Raw genomic sequence first — 16,572 nt, 5'->3', positions numbered from 1 at the left:
AGTGAACCATGGCGACGATCAATACTATAGCCTATGCCTGTTTAGCCTATGCCTATTGGCTTTCAAGATGCTGTTCAAAGCACTGCTTCCATGAATATCCACTCAAATGGATGCGATAAACCACTGTCAGTGCGCATCTGGAAACAGATCAGTCTGCCATCCGCTGTTAGCTGCGGTGGGTCAGAATACCATCGACCAGACCGTAGTCCACAGCAGCCTGTGCATTCATAAAACGATCGCGCTCGGTATCGCGTTCAATCTGCTTGAGTGTCTGACCAGTGTGTTGTGCCATCAGCTCATTCATCCGTGCTTTGACTTTCAAGATTTCACGGGCATGAATTTCAATGTCTGTTGCCTGCCCTTGGTAACCCCCCAAAGGCTGATGGATCATTACGCGTGAGTTAGGCAGACAGAAACGTTTGCCTTTGGCACCGGCCGTCAGCAAGAAGGCTCCCATCGAGCAAGCCTGCCCCATGCAGATAGTGCTGACATCTGGCTTAATGAATTGCATGGTGTCGTAGATTGACATCCCCGCTGTGATCACCCCACCAGGCGAGTTGATGTAGAGGAAAATATCCTTCTCTGGGCTTTCAGCTTCCAAAAACAGCATCTGCGCTACAATCAGATTGGCCATGTAATCTTCAACTTGGCCAGTCAGAAAGATAATGCGTTCTTTCAGTAACCGGGAATAAATGTCGTAAGAGCGCTCCCCACGTGAAGTCTGCTCCACAACCATCGGCACCAGTGCCATGTTAGGTGCAACCTGATCTCGTTCGCCACGGTATGACATTACTTTCTCCTAATCGAAATTGTCTGGCAGCATTGTCTGTTGATTCTACTTTAGAATGCCTAAGATGACTATGCTCAAACGAGCCATTGCCGCTAGGGCAATCGGGCACATTTGTGCTGCGGTTGATAGCGCCAGCAGCGACTGTACCACTCAGTTTGACGCTGTTGCAGCATAGCCGATTTTGCCACGCACTAAAGAGATTAATCAGTCCAAGGACAAAATAAAAGCCCGTAACCGAAGGCTACGGGCCATTTGAAGTAACTTACTTACAGTTACAACTGTGGATTTTGCTCTCTCACACGGCGTTTATGCTGGTTGACCTGGATTCATCAACTCGCTGAAGGACATCACTTTTTCCGTTACTTTGCCGGTTACTAGCAGTGACTCAACCGCTTGCTCTTCCATCACCGCATTACGAATATTATCTAACAGTTGCTTATTCTCCATGTAGAAATCGATCACTTCTTTCGGATCTTCATAAGCAGAAGCCAACTCTTCGATCATCGTTTTCACACGTTCGTTGTCGACTTGCAGTTCGTTCTGTTTAATCACCGCATTCAACAAGATACCGACAGCAACTCGACGCTCTGCTTCAGCTTTGAACAGTTCTGCCGGTAGATTGGCTGCCTGCTGCGGATCGATCCCTGCACGCTCTGCCGCCTGACGACGCAGCACGTCAATCTCATCCATCACCACGGCTGAAGGAACGTCTACCGGATTCGCTTTCAATAATCCATCGAGGGTTTGGCTCTTGACGCGATTGCGCACCGCACCTTTCAGTTCACGCGCCATGTTCTTATGCACTTCAGCACGTAATGCGCTGAGAGTTCCCTCGGCAACACCAAAGCGTTTGATGAACTCTTCAGTTAACTCAGGTAGCTCACGCTGCTCAACTTTTTTCAGCACAATAGCAAACTGTGCCTGCTTACCTTTCAGGTTTTCAGCGTGATACTCGGTTGGGAAAGTGACATCAATCGTAAAGCTTTCTCCCGCTTTGTGACCAACAATGCCGGTCTCAAAACCAGGGATCATGCGGCCCAGCCCCATCTCCAGTACAAAATCACTTGCTTGGTTGCCTTCAAACGCTTCACCATCAATAGAGCCGGTGAAATCGATTGTAACGCGGCTGTCTGTTGTCGCTTCACGGTCAATTTCCTGCCAAGTAGCCTGCTGTTTGCGCAGCGCATCCAGCACAGTGTCAATGTCTGACTCTTCAATGCTGACCTGTGGTTTTTCTACTTCAATAGCTTCTAGCCCTTGCAGAGTGATTTCAGGATAAACCTCAAACTCAACTGCAAAAGTAAAATCGTTGCCCTCCTGATACTCACCAGGCAGATAAGTGGGTCTACCTGCCGGATTAATCTCTTCCTTGATCAGCGCCTGAATGAAGTGACTCTGCATCAACTCACCCAATACGTCTTGACGGATGGAAGCACCATAACGCTTCTGAACAATGTGTAACGGCACTTTCCCCTTACGGAAACCATCAATACGCACAGTCTTGGCTGCATCGATCAGTTCCTTTTTTATCGCCTGCTCAATCACTGCCGCAGGTATAGTTGTAGAGAGACGGCGCCCAAGGCCTTGAGTGGTTTCGACTGAAACTTGCATTTTGTTACCTCAAAAAAATCACCATGCTCGGTCAACTTTGTTCCAAGAATCAAAACGACAACATAAGAACCACGTTCTCTGATCTTGAGAGCATCCCGAAACTATTCTGGAAAATAAGACGACGCATTATAACGATGCAAGCGTAGCTCGTCGAGGATGTCAAGGCAGCACTTGCTATTTTACTGATGTATCTAATAAACAGACCGACGTTAACCCGGGAACTTTCTCACCGTTTTTTATCTGCACCACGGCAAGGTGGCGAGGATAATGTCTTGTCTTGCAAAGCGCTCCACTCATCCGGCAGATAAGTGTGCAGTGCCAACGCATGCACTCCCCCCGCTAACTCCTCCGCCAGTGCCGCATATACCGCACGGTGGCGAGCAACAAGACGTTGTTGCTGAAAACGTTCACTGACAAGCACCACTTTGAAATGGGTCTCTGAGCCGGCAGGCACGCGGTGCTGATGACTTTCATTAACCACTTCGAGATATTCAGGTGCGAATGCAACCCGCAATTTTTCTTCGATTTGTGCACCAATCATGAGAAGATCCTTGCAATTTTTCGCCGCTATTACCCCTGAAACGGGGTAACAAACAGATATTCTTTCATCAGACTATCAATCAACAACGCAGGGATGATAGTTGATGATATACAGAGCCACTATTATCGCGTTAGCCTATGCGAGGCTACAGAATAAAAAAATTTATGCAACTCTCAATCTCAATTGAATAAAACACCTTAACAATTAATCGCCGGTATACCACCAAAATTAAGCATACTGAATCCGTTCAAGGCAACAACGGTTAACGAATGGATTGAATCTGAACATCCTCAGACCGCACCATTTCACTGCTAAAAACGGCAAAGTGGTGATAATCTGCCGCAAATAGATCGCTCAGCACGCAACAGAGGTAAACAAAAACCCTATGTTAAAACAGTATCTCGATATTTTTACTCAACGTAATGCTTTTATGTTGTTGGTGCTCGGTTTTGCTTCTGGGCTGCCTCTAGCGCTCACCTCCGGTACCCTACAGGCATGGATGACGGTTGAAAATGTCGATCTGAAAACCATTGGTTTTTTTTCACTCGTTGGCCAGGCCTACGTTTTCAAGTTTCTCTGGTCGCCATTTATGGATCGCTACACTCCGTCATTTCTCGGACGACGACGTGGCTGGCTATTAATCAGCCAATTATCACTGATCGTAGCGATTGCCGCGATGGGTTTTATGAATCCATCACAACATCTGTGGTATCTGGCAGCGCTAGCCGTAGTGGTTGCATTCTGTTCAGCGTCTCAGGATATCGTATTCGATGCCTATAAAACCGATCTATTAAGCGCAGAGCAACGAGGGGTCGGTGCTGCGGTTTCGGTGCTTGGCTATCGTTTAGCAATGTTGGTCTCCGGTGGTCTCGCACTCTGGTTGGCTGATCGCTACTTAGGCTGGCAAAACACTTACTGGTTAATGGCCTGCCTGATGTTGATTGGTGTGTTTGCTACGCTGATGGCACCAGAGCCAACAGGTGAAATTGCTGCTCCACGTAGCCTGGAGCAAGCTGTCGTCACGCCGTTGCGTGACTTTTTTGGCCGCAATAATGCGTGGCTTATCTTGCTACTGATAGTGGCGTATAAGGTCGGCGATGCCTTTGCTGGCAGCTTAAGCACTACCTTTCTCATCCGTGGGATAGGTTTTGATGCTGGCGATGTGGGGCTGGTTAACAAAACGCTCGGTCTGTTTGCTACCATTTTAGGGGCGCTGTTAGGCGGAGTATTTATGCAACGCCTGAGCCTGTTCCGTGCGCTGATGCTATTTGGCATTCTGCAAGCAGTGTCAAATATTGGCTATTGGATACTGGTCGTCACCAGTAAAAACCTTCTCTCCATGGGCAGTGTTATCTTTCTGGAAAATTTATGCGGCGGTATGGGAACGGCAGCATTTGTTGCGCTACTGATGACCTTGTGCAATAAGTCATTCTCTGCCACTCAATTCGCATTACTGTCTGCTCTCTCTGCTGTCGGGCGAGTCTATATCGGCCCAATTGCTGGCTGGTTTGTGCAGGAGCATGGGTGGTCACTGTTCTATCTGTTCTCAATTGTGGCTGCACTACCCGGCTTGCTGTTACTGCTGATTTGTCGTCAAACGTTGGAATACACCCAGCGTACCGATGGTTTTATGCCACGTACCGAATTCGCCAACCTTTATCCCTGGGCTTTGCGCTTATTGGCAGCAGGTTGTGCGCTATTGTTGCTTTGGGTTCTGTTGCTGATTAGTAATGCGCTGGAAATCACACATGCACAAAACCTGGCGACAACGCTGTTACAATTAGGCGGATTATTGGCGGTAGCTGGTGTGATTGCAGGTAGCATTCTTGATTATTTTGCACTGCGCCGCACTCGATTAGCTTGACAAGCTTCTACACTGGTGCCACCTGGGATCTTGCGCACATTTCCGAGCGGATCCCAGTGTGTTTTTTTAACAAAAAGTGCCAATAAAGCACCCATGGTTTTTAAGTCCATTTACAATATATCAACCCCTGCGTAGAATCCCACGTCCATATGAAACGACAAATAGTACCTTAATAATTGGGGTCGTTAGATGAGATTGAGGAAATACACAAAAGCGTGTGGGGCTTTATCATTGTTAGTGCTTACTTCGGTGCTAGCTGGCTGTGATACAGTATTGATGAACCCACAGGGTGCAATCGGGGTCGAACAGCGCAAACTGATTCTGACAGCGTTGGGGCTAATGCTGATTGTGGTAGTGCCGGTTATTTTCATGGCGTTAGCCTTTGCCTGGAAGTATCGTGCAGCCAATCGACAGGCCAAATACCGACCTGATTGGTCACACTCAAACAAAATCGAGTTGGTTGTGTGGAGTGTTCCACTGATTATTATTGCGATCCTTGGCACAATAACCTGGAAAACAACCCACGAACTTGATCCCTTCAAACCGATCGTTGCTGATAAGCCGCCGATGACCATCGAAGTGATTTCATTGGATTGGAAGTGGTTGTTTATCTATCCTGAACAAGGGATTGCTACCGTAAATCAACTTGCTTTCCCGAAAGATGTGCCCATTGAGTTTAAAGTCACCTCCAATTCAGTAATGAACTCCTTTTTCATTCCTCAACTGGGTGGACAGATTTATGCAATGGCAGGGATGCAAACCAAACTACATCTGATTGGTAACACCGCTGGCGAGTATGCCGGTATTTCCAGCAGCTATAGTGGTGAAGGCTTCTCAGGCATGAAGTTCAACGCGATTGTCACCCCAACAGAGCAGGATTTTGCACTGTGGGTGGCTAAAGTGAAATCATCACCAAACACGCTCGATAGCGTCAGTGAATTTAATCAACTGGCACAGCCGAGCAAGAATAACCCTGTAAAGTACTTCTCTAGCGTCAAGCCAGACTTGTTCCAGCAAACCATCGCCAAGTTCATGGGGCATTCACATGGCCCAGCAGCTGCGCCATCCGGCACAGCACAGAGTACGCAACAGCACCATAGTATGCACATGGGCGAACATTCTCATCACGCCGGAGCCGAGGAATAATCTGATGTTGGGAAAATTGACACTTGATGCTGTACCATTCCATGAACCAATTATCATGGTCACTGTGGCAGCAATTATCATCGGTGGTCTAGCGCTGTTGGCGTTGATCACCTATCTAAAAAAATGGCGTTGGTTATGGAACGACTGGTTAACCTCGGTTGACCACAAGAAGATCGGCATCATGTACATCATTGTCGCTTTGGTGATGATGGTACGTGGTTTTGCTGATGCAATCATGATGCGCAGCCAACAAGCTCTTGCTTCGGCTGGCGAAGCGGGTTTCTTACCACCTCATCACTATGATCAGATCTTCACTGCTCACGGTGTGATCATGATCTTCTTTGTCGCCATGCCACTGATTGTCGGTTTGATGAACCTGATCGTACCACTTCAGATTGGTGCACGTGATGTGGCTTATCCGTTCCTTAACTCACTCAGTTTCTGGCTATTTGCTGCAAGTGTCGTGCTGGTGAATCTGTCACTCGGTCTCGGTGAGTTTGCCCAGACCGGCTGGTTAGCTTATCCTCCGCTTTCTGGTCTGGAATACAGCCCGGGTGTCGGTGTTGATTACTGGATATGGAGCCTGCAGATTTCCGGCCTCGGAACCCTGCTGACAGGTGTCAACTTCTTTGCCACCATTCTAAAAATGCGCGCACCAAGTATGCCTCTGATGAAAATGCCAGTTTTCACTTGGACCGCGCTCTGCTCAAACATTTTGATCATCATCTCGTTCCCAATCCTTACAGTAACCATTGCGCTGTTGACTCTGGATCGTTACATCGGCACCCATTTCTTTACCAATGATATGGGTGGCAACATGATGATGTACATCAACCTGATTTGGGCTTGGGGGCATCCTGAGGTCTACATTCTGGTGTTGCCAATCTTTGGTGTGTTTTCTGAAGTGACCGCCACATTCTCGCGTAAACGCCTGTTTGGCTACACTTCACTGGTTTGGGCGACTGTAGTTATTACACTGTTGTCATTTATTGTCTGGTTGCACCACTTCTTCACGATGGGCTCTGGGGCTAACGTTAACGCCTTCTTCGGTATTGCCACCATGGTTATCTCGATCCCGACTGGGGTGAAGATTTTCAACTGGCTATTCACCATGTATCGCGGACGTATTGTTTACCACTCTGCAATGCTGTGGACTACCGGCTTTATCGTCACCTTCTCAATCGGTGGAATGACAGGGGTGCTGCTGGCAGTGCCGGGAGCCAACTTTGTTCTGCATAACAGCCTGTTTTTGATCGCTCACTTCCACAACGTGATCATCGGTGGTGTGGTGTTTGGCTGTTTTGCGGCAATTACATACTGGTTCCCAAAAGTGTTCGGTTTCCGTTTGAACGAAAGCTGGGGCATCCGCGCTTTCTGGTTCTGGCTGGTCGGCTTCCTAATGGCTTTCCTACCACTTTATGTGCTTGGTTTTATGGGCATGACTCGACGTATCAGCCAAGACATTAACCCAGAGTTCCATCCTTGGCTGCTGATTGCTGCTGGCGGTGCGGTTCTGGTTGCTGTAGGTATCGCCTGCCAGGTGATCCAGTTTATTGTCAGTATTCGTGATCGTCACCAGAATCGTGACCTCACCGGTGACCCTTGGAATGCGCGTACTCTGGAGTGGTCAACTTCTTCGCCAGCGCCGTTCTACAACTTCGCCGTGATACCAGAGATTAACGATCGTGACGCATTCTGGGATATGAAACAGAATGGTCAGGCGTATAAAAAACCGGCCAAATATGAGCCAATTCATATGCCGAAAAATACTGGTGCCGGAGTAATCATCGGAGCCTTTAGCTTGGTGTTTGGTTTTGCCATGATCTGGCATATCTGGTGGATGGCTGTGGTCGGCCTGGTCGGCATGATCGTCGTCTGGGTGGTTAAAAGCTTCGATGAAGATGTCGACTATTATGTACAGGTCGATGAAATCGAACGTATTGAAAACCAACACTATCAACAAATCAGCACAGCAGGCGTAAACCATGGCAACTGATACTCTGACCCATAATCATAATCTGGCTCATGCTGAGCATGGGCATCACGATGCAGGTGAAACCAAAGTCTTCGGATTCTGGATCTACCTGATGAGCGACTGTATTCTGTTTGCCACACTGTTCGCCACCTATGCAGTGTTGGTGAATGGCGTTGCTGATGGCCCCTCTGGTAGAGATATTTTCGACCTGCGCTTTGTGTTGGTAGAAACTTTTATCCTGTTATTCAGCTCTATCACCTATGGTATGGCGATGATTGCCAGCAACCAAAGTAAGGTGGGTCAAGTCAATCGCTGGCTAATGCTGACCTTCCTGTTTGGTTTTGCCTTTGTCGCGATGGAGATCTATGAATTTCATCACCTGATTGCAGAAGGCTTTGGCCCAGATCGCAGTGCGTTCCTGTCCAGTTTCTTCGCACTAGTCGGTACTCACGGTCTGCACGTTACTGCTGGCTTAGTCTGGCTGATCGTAATGATGGTTCAGGTTAACCAACGTGGTCTCAATAGCACTAACAAAACACGCTTGATGTGCTTGAGTTTGTTCTGGCACTTCCTTGATGTGGTCTGGATTTGCGTCTTTACCGTTGTTTACCTGTTGGGGGTTATGCCATGAGTCATTCATCCCAGCACACTTCTCATGGTGGCGCCAGCCACGGCAGTGTGCGCTCTTATCTGACTGGTTTCATCCTGTCGATTATCCTTACCGTGATTCCATTTGCTATGGTAATGAACGACTGGGCATCGCAAAGCACCACGCTGGCGATAGTGATCGGTATGGCCGTGATCCAGGTAATAGTGCATTTAATCTACTTCCTGCATATGAATACTTCGTCACAAGAGCGTTGGAACTTGGTGGCGCTGGTATTCACTGCGGTGATTATCGGTATTCTGGTGGTCGGTTCACTGTGGATTATGTACAACCTTAACATCAATATGATGCTCGATTAGTCGCAAGGTTGGTGCCATGATCAAGCAATACCTGCAAGTAACCAAGCCTGGTATTATTTTCGGCAATCTTATTTCGGTAGTGGGCGGGTTTTTGCTGGCAGCCAAGGGCAGTATTGATTACCGGTTGTTTTTTGCGTCGCTACTCGGTGTGTCGCTGGTGGTCGCATCGGGTTGCGTATTCAATAACTACATTGACCGTGACATCGACAAAAAGATGGAGCGAACCAAAAACCGAGTATTGGTACAAGGGCTGATCAAACCACATATCAGCCTGATTTACGCTACCCTACTCGGTATTACTGGTTTTGTGCTGCTCTACACCTTGGCTAATCCGCTGGCGATGTGGCTGGCGGTGATGGGTTTCGTGGTTTATGTTGGTGTTTACAGCTTGTACATGAAACGCCATTCAGTTTACGGCACCTTGATTGGCAGTTTATCCGGTGCCGCGCCACCGGTGATTGGTTATTGTGCAGTAACGCAATCCTTTGATATGGGTGCGCTGATCTTACTGGCAATTTTCAGTCTGTGGCAGATGCCCCACTCCTATGCCATTGCGATTTTCCGTTTTAAAGATTACCAAGCTGCCAATATCCCAGTACTGCCGGTGGTGAAGGGTATCTCTGTGGCTAAAAATCACATCATACTCTACATTCTGGCATTTATGGTCGCTACCCTGATGCTGACACTGGGTGGCTATGCTGGCTACAAGTACTTAGCAGTCGCTGCGGCAGTTAGCCTTTGGTGGCTTGGCATGGCGTTACGTGGCTATAAAACTGAGAATGATGGTATTTGGGCGCGCAAACTGTTCGCGTTCTCGATCGTGGCAATCATCTCATTAAGCGTAATGATGTCGGTCGATTTCAGTGTCAACTCTGAGATGTTATTCAGCGCACTGTAACCACGCTGCTTACTCAACTGTTCGAACAGACGATATACGCTATTAAAACCGTTGCTGATGCTGAAATCAGCAACGGTTTTAAATAGTGATGATTTTTCACTGTCGTCAGTGACCATCTAAACTAATCACGGCGAACTAATCACGGAAGTTTTTAAACTGAAACGGTTGCCCTAGGTTACCCTGCCGCACCAGCGCCATCACACTTTGTAGATCATCACGCGACTTGCCGGTTATGCGCACCTCTTCACCCTGAATTTGTGCCTGTACCTTCAGCTTGCTCTCTTTGATCAACTTAACGATCTGTTTCGCCACACTGGTCTCAATACCTTGCTTTAACTTAGCGTCAACACTGTAAGTTTTGCCACTATGGGTCAACTCACTCGGGATCTCCAGCGCTGCACCATCGATATTACGCTTACTCAACTTCTCACGTAAAATATCAAGCAATTGTTGCACTTGGAAGTCTGATTCACTGGCAACCTTGATCAATTGACCCTTTTCATTTAGTTCAAAACTGGCCGTGACGTTACGAAAATCCCAACGGGTACTAAGATCACGTGTCGCATTTTCCACCGCATTACGCACTTCTTGCATATCGATTTCAGAAACAATGTCGAAAGATGGCATAAGTTTATTGCTCCAGATTATCTGTGCTGTGACCAGTAGAGAAGTTGCAAACAACCTCAGTAACACCATGCTGCTGTTGTCGGCTGCAACCACTGCTATTTAGTCGATAAGATTGACCGCCTATCTGATTAGGGCCATTTTAGCTGCCATTTTGTCCCTGAACAGTGCTAAAAATCGTGGTGCACGGCTATACGCTGCAATTTCTGCGCGCTGTGGGTGGTCCAAACTGACGGCAACAATGATGCCTACTGTAACAGGCTCTCAGTGGATTGCATGATACCTGCTTTGTCATTTCTGGCAACATGATGGGGGCAGTTTCTGATAGCGGTTATAGCAAAGCACCCGATGAATACCGGGTGAACCGGTATCTGTCAGTTTTACCTACCTGCCAAATAACGGGCCATAATCAACGCGCAAACGATTTGAATATTACCCGTTGATAATAGCAAGCGTGACCACATCACTATACTAATGCCCCATAAATGGTCAGTAATGCGATAGCTACCACGGCAAACAGGGTAACTTTTCGTGCTAGCAACACCGCAGCACGGGGGGTTTCTACAGCATCGATATGCGGCTCACGCGCTAAAGAGAGCTGAGCGAGGCAAGTGAGAACACGGTAGGGCGAGGTGTGCCGATCAATCAGTGAAGCAAACCAAGCTGGCAGAGCACGTTCACCATGACCAAGCAGAGCATAGGCGACCCCTGCTAAACGCACTGGGATCCAGTCAAGCCAACGTAACAGGAAATCGACCCCACTTTGTGCTCGCTGTAGCGGTGAGCAGTGGCGCGCCAACCAAGTTTGATAGGCGCGCAGGAAAGCATAACCTGCTAATGCTACCGCACCAAATGAACCACACAGCACAAACCAAAACAATGGTGCAAAATAGTAGCGGTAGTTAATCCACAATAGCGCATTCTGCAGTTCTCGTAGCCGTTCAACTTCACCGCCTTCACTCGGTAGACCGTGGATCAGTGCCAGTTCTTGTGACATCTGCTCCCTGGCGTCACTCTCGCCCTGCCTGGCTGCTTGCAGATAAGCACGATAGTGTTTGCGTGTGATACCTGCACCAAGGCACAGTAAGCCGATCAGGATCCACACCAGTAGCATGACCACACCGAAAAATAATCCTTTGACCAGCCAGAGCAGCAGCCATATCGATGCCATCCAGCCGGTACAGATCAGTAGCGTGTGACCGAAGGAGAAGTGTTTGAGACGTTGAAACACCACCTCAAGGCGGTGATCGAGATGCCAGACCTCGCCCAGTTTAAATAGTTGTTCCCATGCCAAAACCAGCAGTAGAGTAAACAGCGCCATCAATCGATCCTCTTGTCACCTATCCAAGCAGTTCGAGTCGACTAACCATTTTGAAACCAGTGAGAGTGTAAAACCGTCACACGCTTTAGCTTCCACACTCACGCGATATTCAAGCTGATGCCACCAAGTACGCTTACTGTGATAGGTTGTTAATGTTGTCTGCTCTCCATCATACCGCCTGCTGTGCGATAGACTCCAGTCATAGAGCGATAGGTTGATTCTAGCGTCTTGTCGACTGATGTGCTGCCTAATATTTATCCGATATGCAGACCACACTCACGTTTCAAGCCAAAAAAACGCGTCTGCTCTTCGCTCATGCCCTGCTGCCACTTCTGGGTGGTGTGTGTGTCACCGACCGAGAGGTAGCCCTGCTCCCACAGCGGATGGTAGTTCAAACCATGTTCGGTCAGATATTGATAAACCTGTCGATTACTCCAATCGATAATCGGCAACATTTTAAACACACCATGCTGCACTGCCAGTACCGGTAGATTGGCTCGGCTGCTTGCCTGCTCACGCCGTAAACCAGAAAACCAAGTTTGTGCGCCAAGAGTGCTCAGTGCACGCATCATCGGTTCTACTTTGTTGATCTGGTTATAGCTCTCAATACCTTCTAGCCCTTGCTCCCACAATTTGCCGTAGCGGGCTTCCTGCCAAGCAGGAGAAAGCTCCGCACGAAAAATTTTCAGGTTGAGATTTAACTGTTCTACCAAATGATCAACAAATTGATAGGTTTCTGGAAACAGATAGCCTGTGTCGGTCAGGATCACCGGAATATCAGGCTTAATACGCGTCACCAAATGAAGGCAAACCGCCGCTTGAATACCAAAACTGGAGGAGAGCACAAACTCTCCCGGTAGATGCTCTAAAGCCCATTCGACCCTGTCGATCGCTGAAAGCTGTTCCAACTGGCCGTTGACCATCACTAAGGCCAAGGCTTGCCCCTCCTTAGGCAAGGTGTTCAATGTTGCTAGATTGAATTGAGCCATCTTGTCTACCTCTTGTTTAATCCCAGAAGTCTTGTGCTGGATCCTGCACTGCACGGATGATGCCAGCACGCACAGTAAAATCGCCAAATCCTTCACCCACAGCCCGCTCAGTCGCCCAGCGGGCAATTAACTGATCAATAAGCTGTAGAATTTCATCTTGATGTATATTCTCGCGGTACATGCGCGCAATACGCGTTCCTTCGCGGTTGCCCCCCAAATGCAGGTTGTAGCGCCCTAATGCCTTGCCCACTAAGCCTAGCTCTGCCAAGAGTGATCGACCACACCCATTCGGGCAACCGGTCACGCGCATCACTATCGCTTCATCTGCTATGCCATGCCGCTGCATAATCTGTTCGACTTGGCTGACAAAAGTCGGCAAAAAGCGCTCTGCCTCAGCCATCGCCAGTGGACAGGTAGGGAAAGAGACACAGGCCATTGCATTTTTACGCAGTAGGCTGTGCTGATCGTCAATCAAGCCATGCTGGCGAGCCACTGTCTCGATACGCTGTTTTTCGCTCTCAGCAACACCAGCGACAATCAGATTCTGATTGGCTGTAAGACGAAAATCCCCTTGATGAATTTTGGCAATTTCTGCCATGCCGCTTTTTAACGGTCGCCCAGGCAGATCAATGAGACGACCATTCTCGATAAACAGTGTTAAGTGCCAGAGATCATCTATGCCTTTTACCCAACCGATACGATCGCCACGTTCAGTGAGCTGATAGGGGCGTGATGGTTGGAAGCTGATACCGGCGCGTCTCTCCACTTCGGCGCGAAATGCCTCAACACCAACACGCTCCAAGGTGTATTTGGTTTTAGCATTTTTACGATCAGTGCGGTTCCCCCAATCGCGCTGAGTGGTCACCACCGCTTCCGCAACCGCCAGGGTATGCTGAAGTGGCACATAGCCAAATTCAGTAGCCGTGCGTGGATAAGTATTGCGATTACCATGCTCGATAGATAACCCACCACCCACCAGCAGGTTAAAACCAACCAGGTTACCGTTCTCAGCAATAGCAATAAAATTCATGTCATTTGCGTGCAGATCAACCTCATTGTGTGGCGGGATCACGACCGTAGTTTTAAATTTACGTGGTAGGTAGCTGCTGCCGAGGATCGGTTCTTGATCGGTACTGGCGACTTTCTGCTGATCGAGCCAAATCTCAGCGTAAGCGCGCGTGCGTGGCAACAGATGTTCCGAGATCCGCTTTGCCCACTGATAAGCCTGTTGATGCAGGGCAGACTCTACGGGATTAGAGGTACAGAGTACGTTGCGGTTAACATCATTGGCGGTCGCCAGTGCATCAAGCCCCACTTGGTGCAGTAACTGGTGTGCCGATTTCAATTTCCCTTTCACAATGCCATGAAACTGAAATGTTTGTCGATTAGTCAGTCGGATGCTGCCGTAGAGTGTGTGTTGTTGCGCAAACTGATCTATCGCCAGCCACTGCTGCGGTGAAATGATGCCGCCAGGCAACCGACAGCGCAGCATCATTGCGTGGCGCGGTTCCAGTTTTTGCTCCGTCCGCTCAGCGCGTAGATCACGGTCATCCTGTTGATACATGCCATGAAAGCGGATCAGCAGGAAATTATCTCCGCTAAAACCACCAGTGAGGCCATTCTCTAAGTCTTCGCTAATGGTGCCACGCAGGAAGTTACTCTGTTGCTTCATGCGTTCGGCATCGGTTAACTCACCTTCCACTATCAGAGGTACTGGATGTTTATTGCTCATTAGTAGACATCTCGCTGGTAACGGCGCGCTACGCGCAACTCATTTAAAAACTCTTCTGCCAGTTCCTGACTCATGCCGCCATACTGTGCGATCAACGCCAGCAGTGTGGTTTCAATCTGTTTGGCCATCTGTTTGGCATCACCACAAACATAAATATGTGCGCCCTGCTGTAGCCATTGCCATAAGCGCGCCCCTTGTTGCTGTAACTTATCTTGCACATACACCTTATGTGGCTGATCACGCGACCATGCTAAATCGATGTGGGTTAATAACCCTTGTTTGACATAACGTTGCCACTCCACCTGATATAAAAAATCTTCACTGAAGTGTGGGTTGCCAAACAACAACCAGTTTTTACCACCTGCACCTTCCGCCTCTCGCTGTTGCATGAAAGCCCGGAATGGCGCGATACCTGTACCAGCAGCAATCATGATCACTGGGCTTTGCGGATTGACGGGTAAACGGAAGTGATCGTTGTGCTCGATAAAGATGCGTAACATCTCGCCCTCATGCAGGCGATCGGCCAAAAATCCAGAGGCAGCACCACTGCGCTGACGCCCATCAATCTGGTAGCGCACTACACCAACGGTAATGTGTACTTCATGTTCATTTTCTGCCTGTGATGAAGCAATCGAATATAGCCGTGGTGTCAGCGGCCTGAGTAACCCCACCAGTTGCTGAGCCGTCAACTTCATCGGCTGTTGGTACACCATATCAACAATCGGCGTCTGCGCTGCGTAACGCTGTAATTGATGTTTATCCGCCAATAAGTTCAGCAGCGTTGGATGCTGCGACAACGCGGCATATTTTTCGACTATTGGCACGGTATTTTGTGTCAGTTCCAGTTGGCAACTTAACGCTTGGCGCAACACGAAGCTGTTACCCGATAGCTCAATCTGTTCATCGCCAGATAGACCGACAAGTTGTAACAGCTCATCGATCAAGTGCGGATCATTCTCAAACCAGACGCCAAGCGCATCGCCCGGTTGATAGCGTAAGCCAGACTGTGCTAAGTCAATCTCGATATGGCGCACATCTTTGATTGAGTTGCGTCCGGTGATTTTCTGCTTCAGTGCCAACTGGGCATGCAGTGGCTGCTGCCGGGTATAGTGCTGACTGGCAGCCAGCAGGTTAGCGCTGGTGGGTAGATTGACTGGGGCGCTGTGGCTTACCTGCTGTTTTAACTGATCCAGTAATTGCCCACGCCAGGTCTCTGCCTGTGGCTGATAATCGAGATCAGCATCCACACGCGGCAGTAAACGTTGTGCTCCTAACTCAGCCAATCGGTCATCAAACTCCTTCCCTGCTTGACAGAATTTTGGATAGGAACTGTCGCCAAGACCAAACACAGCAAAATGCAGCGTGACCAGCGAGGGCGCTTTCTTGCTATGCAGGAATTTGTGCAGTGCTACCGCCTCCTCTGGTGGCTCACCCTCTCCCTGTGTTGAAGTGACCAGCACCAGCCAACGTTCTTGGGCAATCTGCTTGAATTTATACTCGCCGGCATTGACTAGCTTGACCGGAAGTTGCGCTGCCGATAGCACGTCACGCAACTGTTCTGCTAAACGGCGCGCGTTACCGGTCTGCGAAGCGGAAAGGATAGTGATGCTCTCTGGCTGTGCATTGGCAGGAACCGCCGCCGTTGCACTGCCCTGAGCATTCGGATTAGCCAACGCCCAGAGATAACCAGATAACCAGGCCAGTTGTGTTGGTGAGTAATGAGCAATTACCGCTTGCAGACTGGCAAGCTGTTCAGCGGTTAACGGGAGTAACGGGGTTGAAGTTTGCGTCGTCATCGCCTGCCAATATCCTATACTTAGTCAATCTGAGTGACTCTGCCTGCCGCCACGATCCACCGCTGCCCGGTAATCGCGCTTGTTAAGCTGTTGAGGAAGTCTGCTAGGGTACTGAGTGTTAAGCCAACGATTAAATAAGCTATCGCGATAAATAATAACCAAAATGACTATTGCTCATTTCATCGCTGCCACTCACTTAACGACCATCGTGCCCCCAATGATCATCACCCGCTCATTACCTTGCCGATTGTCCTGGCACTGCCCGCCGGATTCTTACACTAACCTTTCGGTGTTGTAATAATTATGTGAATTAATTGTG

Annotated in this window: 14 protein-coding genes; 6 read left to right on the top strand and 8 right to left on the bottom strand. The window is 48.8% G+C overall.

Annotated elements, in window-relative coordinates; translation table 11 throughout:
* Window positions 1–166: 166 nt before the first annotated feature.
* From clpP to bolA, 3 genes are all read right to left on the bottom strand, one after another.
* Entirely contained in the window at window positions 167–790 is a 624-nt protein-coding gene (gene clpP / locus EOJ37_RS09095) for an ATP-dependent Clp endopeptidase proteolytic subunit ClpP (protein WP_127959611.1), read from the bottom strand.
* Window positions 791–1,096: 306 nt separating this feature from the next.
* On the bottom strand, window positions 1,097–2,401 hold the full coding sequence (tig, locus tag EOJ37_RS09090; protein ID WP_127959610.1) for a trigger factor: 1,305 nt from the start codon (window positions 2,399–2,401) through the stop codon (window positions 1,097–1,099).
* Window positions 2,402–2,627: 226 nt separating this feature from the next.
* Entirely contained in the window at window positions 2,628–2,942 is a 315-nt protein-coding gene (gene bolA, locus EOJ37_RS09080; protein ID WP_127959609.1) for a transcriptional regulator BolA, read from the bottom strand.
* A 385-nt stretch (window positions 2,943–3,327) separates the two neighbouring features.
* Between bolA and ampG the strand changes: the two genes are divergently transcribed.
* The 6 genes from ampG (at window position 3,328) to cyoE (ending at window position 9,791) form a co-directional block, all read left to right on the top strand.
* Window positions 3,328–4,806, top strand: a complete 1,479-nt coding sequence (gene ampG / locus EOJ37_RS09075) for a muropeptide MFS transporter AmpG (RefSeq protein ID WP_127959608.1) — start codon at window positions 3,328–3,330, stop codon at window positions 4,804–4,806.
* A 189-nt stretch (window positions 4,807–4,995) separates the two neighbouring features.
* Window positions 4,996–5,952, top strand: coding sequence for a cytochrome o ubiquinol oxidase subunit II (cyoA, locus tag EOJ37_RS09070; RefSeq protein WP_127959607.1), 957 nt, complete (start codon window positions 4,996–4,998; stop codon window positions 5,950–5,952).
* A gap of 4 nt (window positions 5,953–5,956) precedes the next feature.
* The gene (gene cyoB, locus EOJ37_RS09065) at window positions 5,957–7,948 is read left to right on the top strand and encodes a cytochrome o ubiquinol oxidase subunit I (protein WP_127959606.1); all 1,992 of its coding nucleotides are present in this window, start codon (window positions 5,957–5,959) and stop codon (window positions 7,946–7,948) included.
* Window positions 7,938–8,558 (top strand): cytochrome o ubiquinol oxidase subunit III, encoded by a 621-nt coding sequence (locus tag EOJ37_RS09060; protein WP_127959605.1) that lies wholly within the window; start codon window positions 7,938–7,940, stop codon window positions 8,556–8,558. Before cyoB ends, EOJ37_RS09060 begins: the two co-directional genes overlap by 11 nt.
* The gene (locus tag EOJ37_RS09055; protein ID WP_127959604.1) at window positions 8,555–8,893 is read left to right on the top strand and encodes a cytochrome o ubiquinol oxidase subunit IV; all 339 of its coding nucleotides are present in this window, start codon (window positions 8,555–8,557) and stop codon (window positions 8,891–8,893) included. Before EOJ37_RS09060 ends, EOJ37_RS09055 begins: the two co-directional genes overlap by 4 nt.
* 16 nt (window positions 8,894–8,909) lie before the next feature.
* Window positions 8,910–9,791: a heme o synthase gene (gene cyoE / locus EOJ37_RS09050; RefSeq protein WP_127959603.1), complete on the top strand. Its 882-nt coding sequence runs from the start codon at window positions 8,910–8,912 to the stop codon at window positions 9,789–9,791.
* A 135-nt stretch (window positions 9,792–9,926) separates the two neighbouring features.
* Here cyoE and EOJ37_RS09045 read toward each other — a convergent pair whose 3' ends face one another.
* From EOJ37_RS09045 to cysJ, 5 genes are all read right to left on the bottom strand, one after another.
* A complete protein-coding gene (locus EOJ37_RS09045) occupies window positions 9,927–10,418 on the bottom strand; it encodes a YajQ family cyclic di-GMP-binding protein (RefSeq protein WP_127959602.1) in 492 nt (163 codons plus the stop codon).
* Between the two features lie 463 nt (window positions 10,419–10,881).
* Window positions 10,882–11,736, bottom strand: coding sequence for a beta-lactamase regulator AmpE (gene ampE, locus EOJ37_RS09040; protein WP_127959601.1), 855 nt, complete (start codon window positions 11,734–11,736; stop codon window positions 10,882–10,884).
* Between the two features lie 254 nt (window positions 11,737–11,990).
* Entirely contained in the window at window positions 11,991–12,725 is a 735-nt protein-coding gene (locus EOJ37_RS09035) for a phosphoadenylyl-sulfate reductase (protein WP_127959600.1), read from the bottom strand.
* A gap of 16 nt (window positions 12,726–12,741) precedes the next feature.
* Window positions 12,742–14,457, bottom strand: a complete 1,716-nt coding sequence (gene cysI, locus EOJ37_RS09030) for an assimilatory sulfite reductase (NADPH) hemoprotein subunit (protein WP_127959599.1) — start codon at window positions 14,455–14,457, stop codon at window positions 12,742–12,744.
* Window positions 14,457–16,253, bottom strand: coding sequence for an NADPH-dependent assimilatory sulfite reductase flavoprotein subunit (gene cysJ / locus EOJ37_RS09025; RefSeq protein ID WP_127959598.1), 1,797 nt, complete (start codon window positions 16,251–16,253; stop codon window positions 14,457–14,459). Before cysJ ends, cysI begins: the two co-directional genes overlap by 1 nt.
* Window positions 16,254–16,572 lie beyond the last annotated feature (319 nt).

Source organism: Serratia microhaemolytica (assembly GCF_004011885.1).
In the GTDB taxonomy this organism is placed as follows: domain Bacteria; phylum Pseudomonadota; class Gammaproteobacteria; order Enterobacterales; family Enterobacteriaceae; genus Serratia_G; species Serratia_G microhaemolytica.
The sequence above is the reverse complement of the archived record's forward strand: the minus strand, read 5'-3'. Positions and strand labels throughout refer to the sequence as shown.

What these genes read in the sequence shown, in the direction of transcription:
- clpP (WP_127959611.1), bottom strand. Translation starts at nt 790, where the DNA reads ATGTCATACCGTGGCGAACGAGATCAGGTTGCACCTAACATGGCACTG.
- tig (WP_127959610.1), bottom strand. Translation starts at nt 2,401, where the DNA reads ATGCAAGTTTCAGTCGAAACCACTCAAGGCCTTGGGCGCCGTCTCTCT.
- bolA (WP_127959609.1), bottom strand. Translation starts at nt 2,942, where the DNA reads ATGATTGGTGCACAAATCGAAGAAAAATTGCGGGTTGCATTCGCACCT.
- ampG (WP_127959608.1), top strand. Translation starts at nt 3,328, where the DNA reads ATGTTAAAACAGTATCTCGATATTTTTACTCAACGTAATGCTTTTATG.
- cyoA (WP_127959607.1), top strand. Translation starts at nt 4,996, where the DNA reads ATGAGATTGAGGAAATACACAAAAGCGTGTGGGGCTTTATCATTGTTA.
- cyoB (WP_127959606.1), top strand. Translation starts at nt 5,957, where the DNA reads ATGTTGGGAAAATTGACACTTGATGCTGTACCATTCCATGAACCAATT.
- EOJ37_RS09060 (WP_127959605.1), top strand. Translation starts at nt 7,938, where the DNA reads ATGGCAACTGATACTCTGACCCATAATCATAATCTGGCTCATGCTGAG.
- EOJ37_RS09055 (WP_127959604.1), top strand. Translation starts at nt 8,555, where the DNA reads ATGAGTCATTCATCCCAGCACACTTCTCATGGTGGCGCCAGCCACGGC.
- cyoE (WP_127959603.1), top strand. Translation starts at nt 8,910, where the DNA reads ATGATCAAGCAATACCTGCAAGTAACCAAGCCTGGTATTATTTTCGGC.
- EOJ37_RS09045 (WP_127959602.1), bottom strand. Translation starts at nt 10,418, where the DNA reads ATGCCATCTTTCGACATTGTTTCTGAAATCGATATGCAAGAAGTGCGT.
- ampE (WP_127959601.1), bottom strand. Translation starts at nt 11,736, where the DNA reads ATGGCGCTGTTTACTCTACTGCTGGTTTTGGCATGGGAACAACTATTT.
- EOJ37_RS09035 (WP_127959600.1), bottom strand. Translation starts at nt 12,725, where the DNA reads ATGGCTCAATTCAATCTAGCAACATTGAACACCTTGCCTAAGGAGGGG.
- cysI (WP_127959599.1), bottom strand. Translation starts at nt 14,457, where the DNA reads ATGAGCAATAAACATCCAGTACCTCTGATAGTGGAAGGTGAGTTAACC.
- cysJ (WP_127959598.1), bottom strand. Translation starts at nt 16,253, where the DNA reads ATGACGACGCAAACTTCAACCCCGTTACTCCCGTTAACCGCTGAACAG.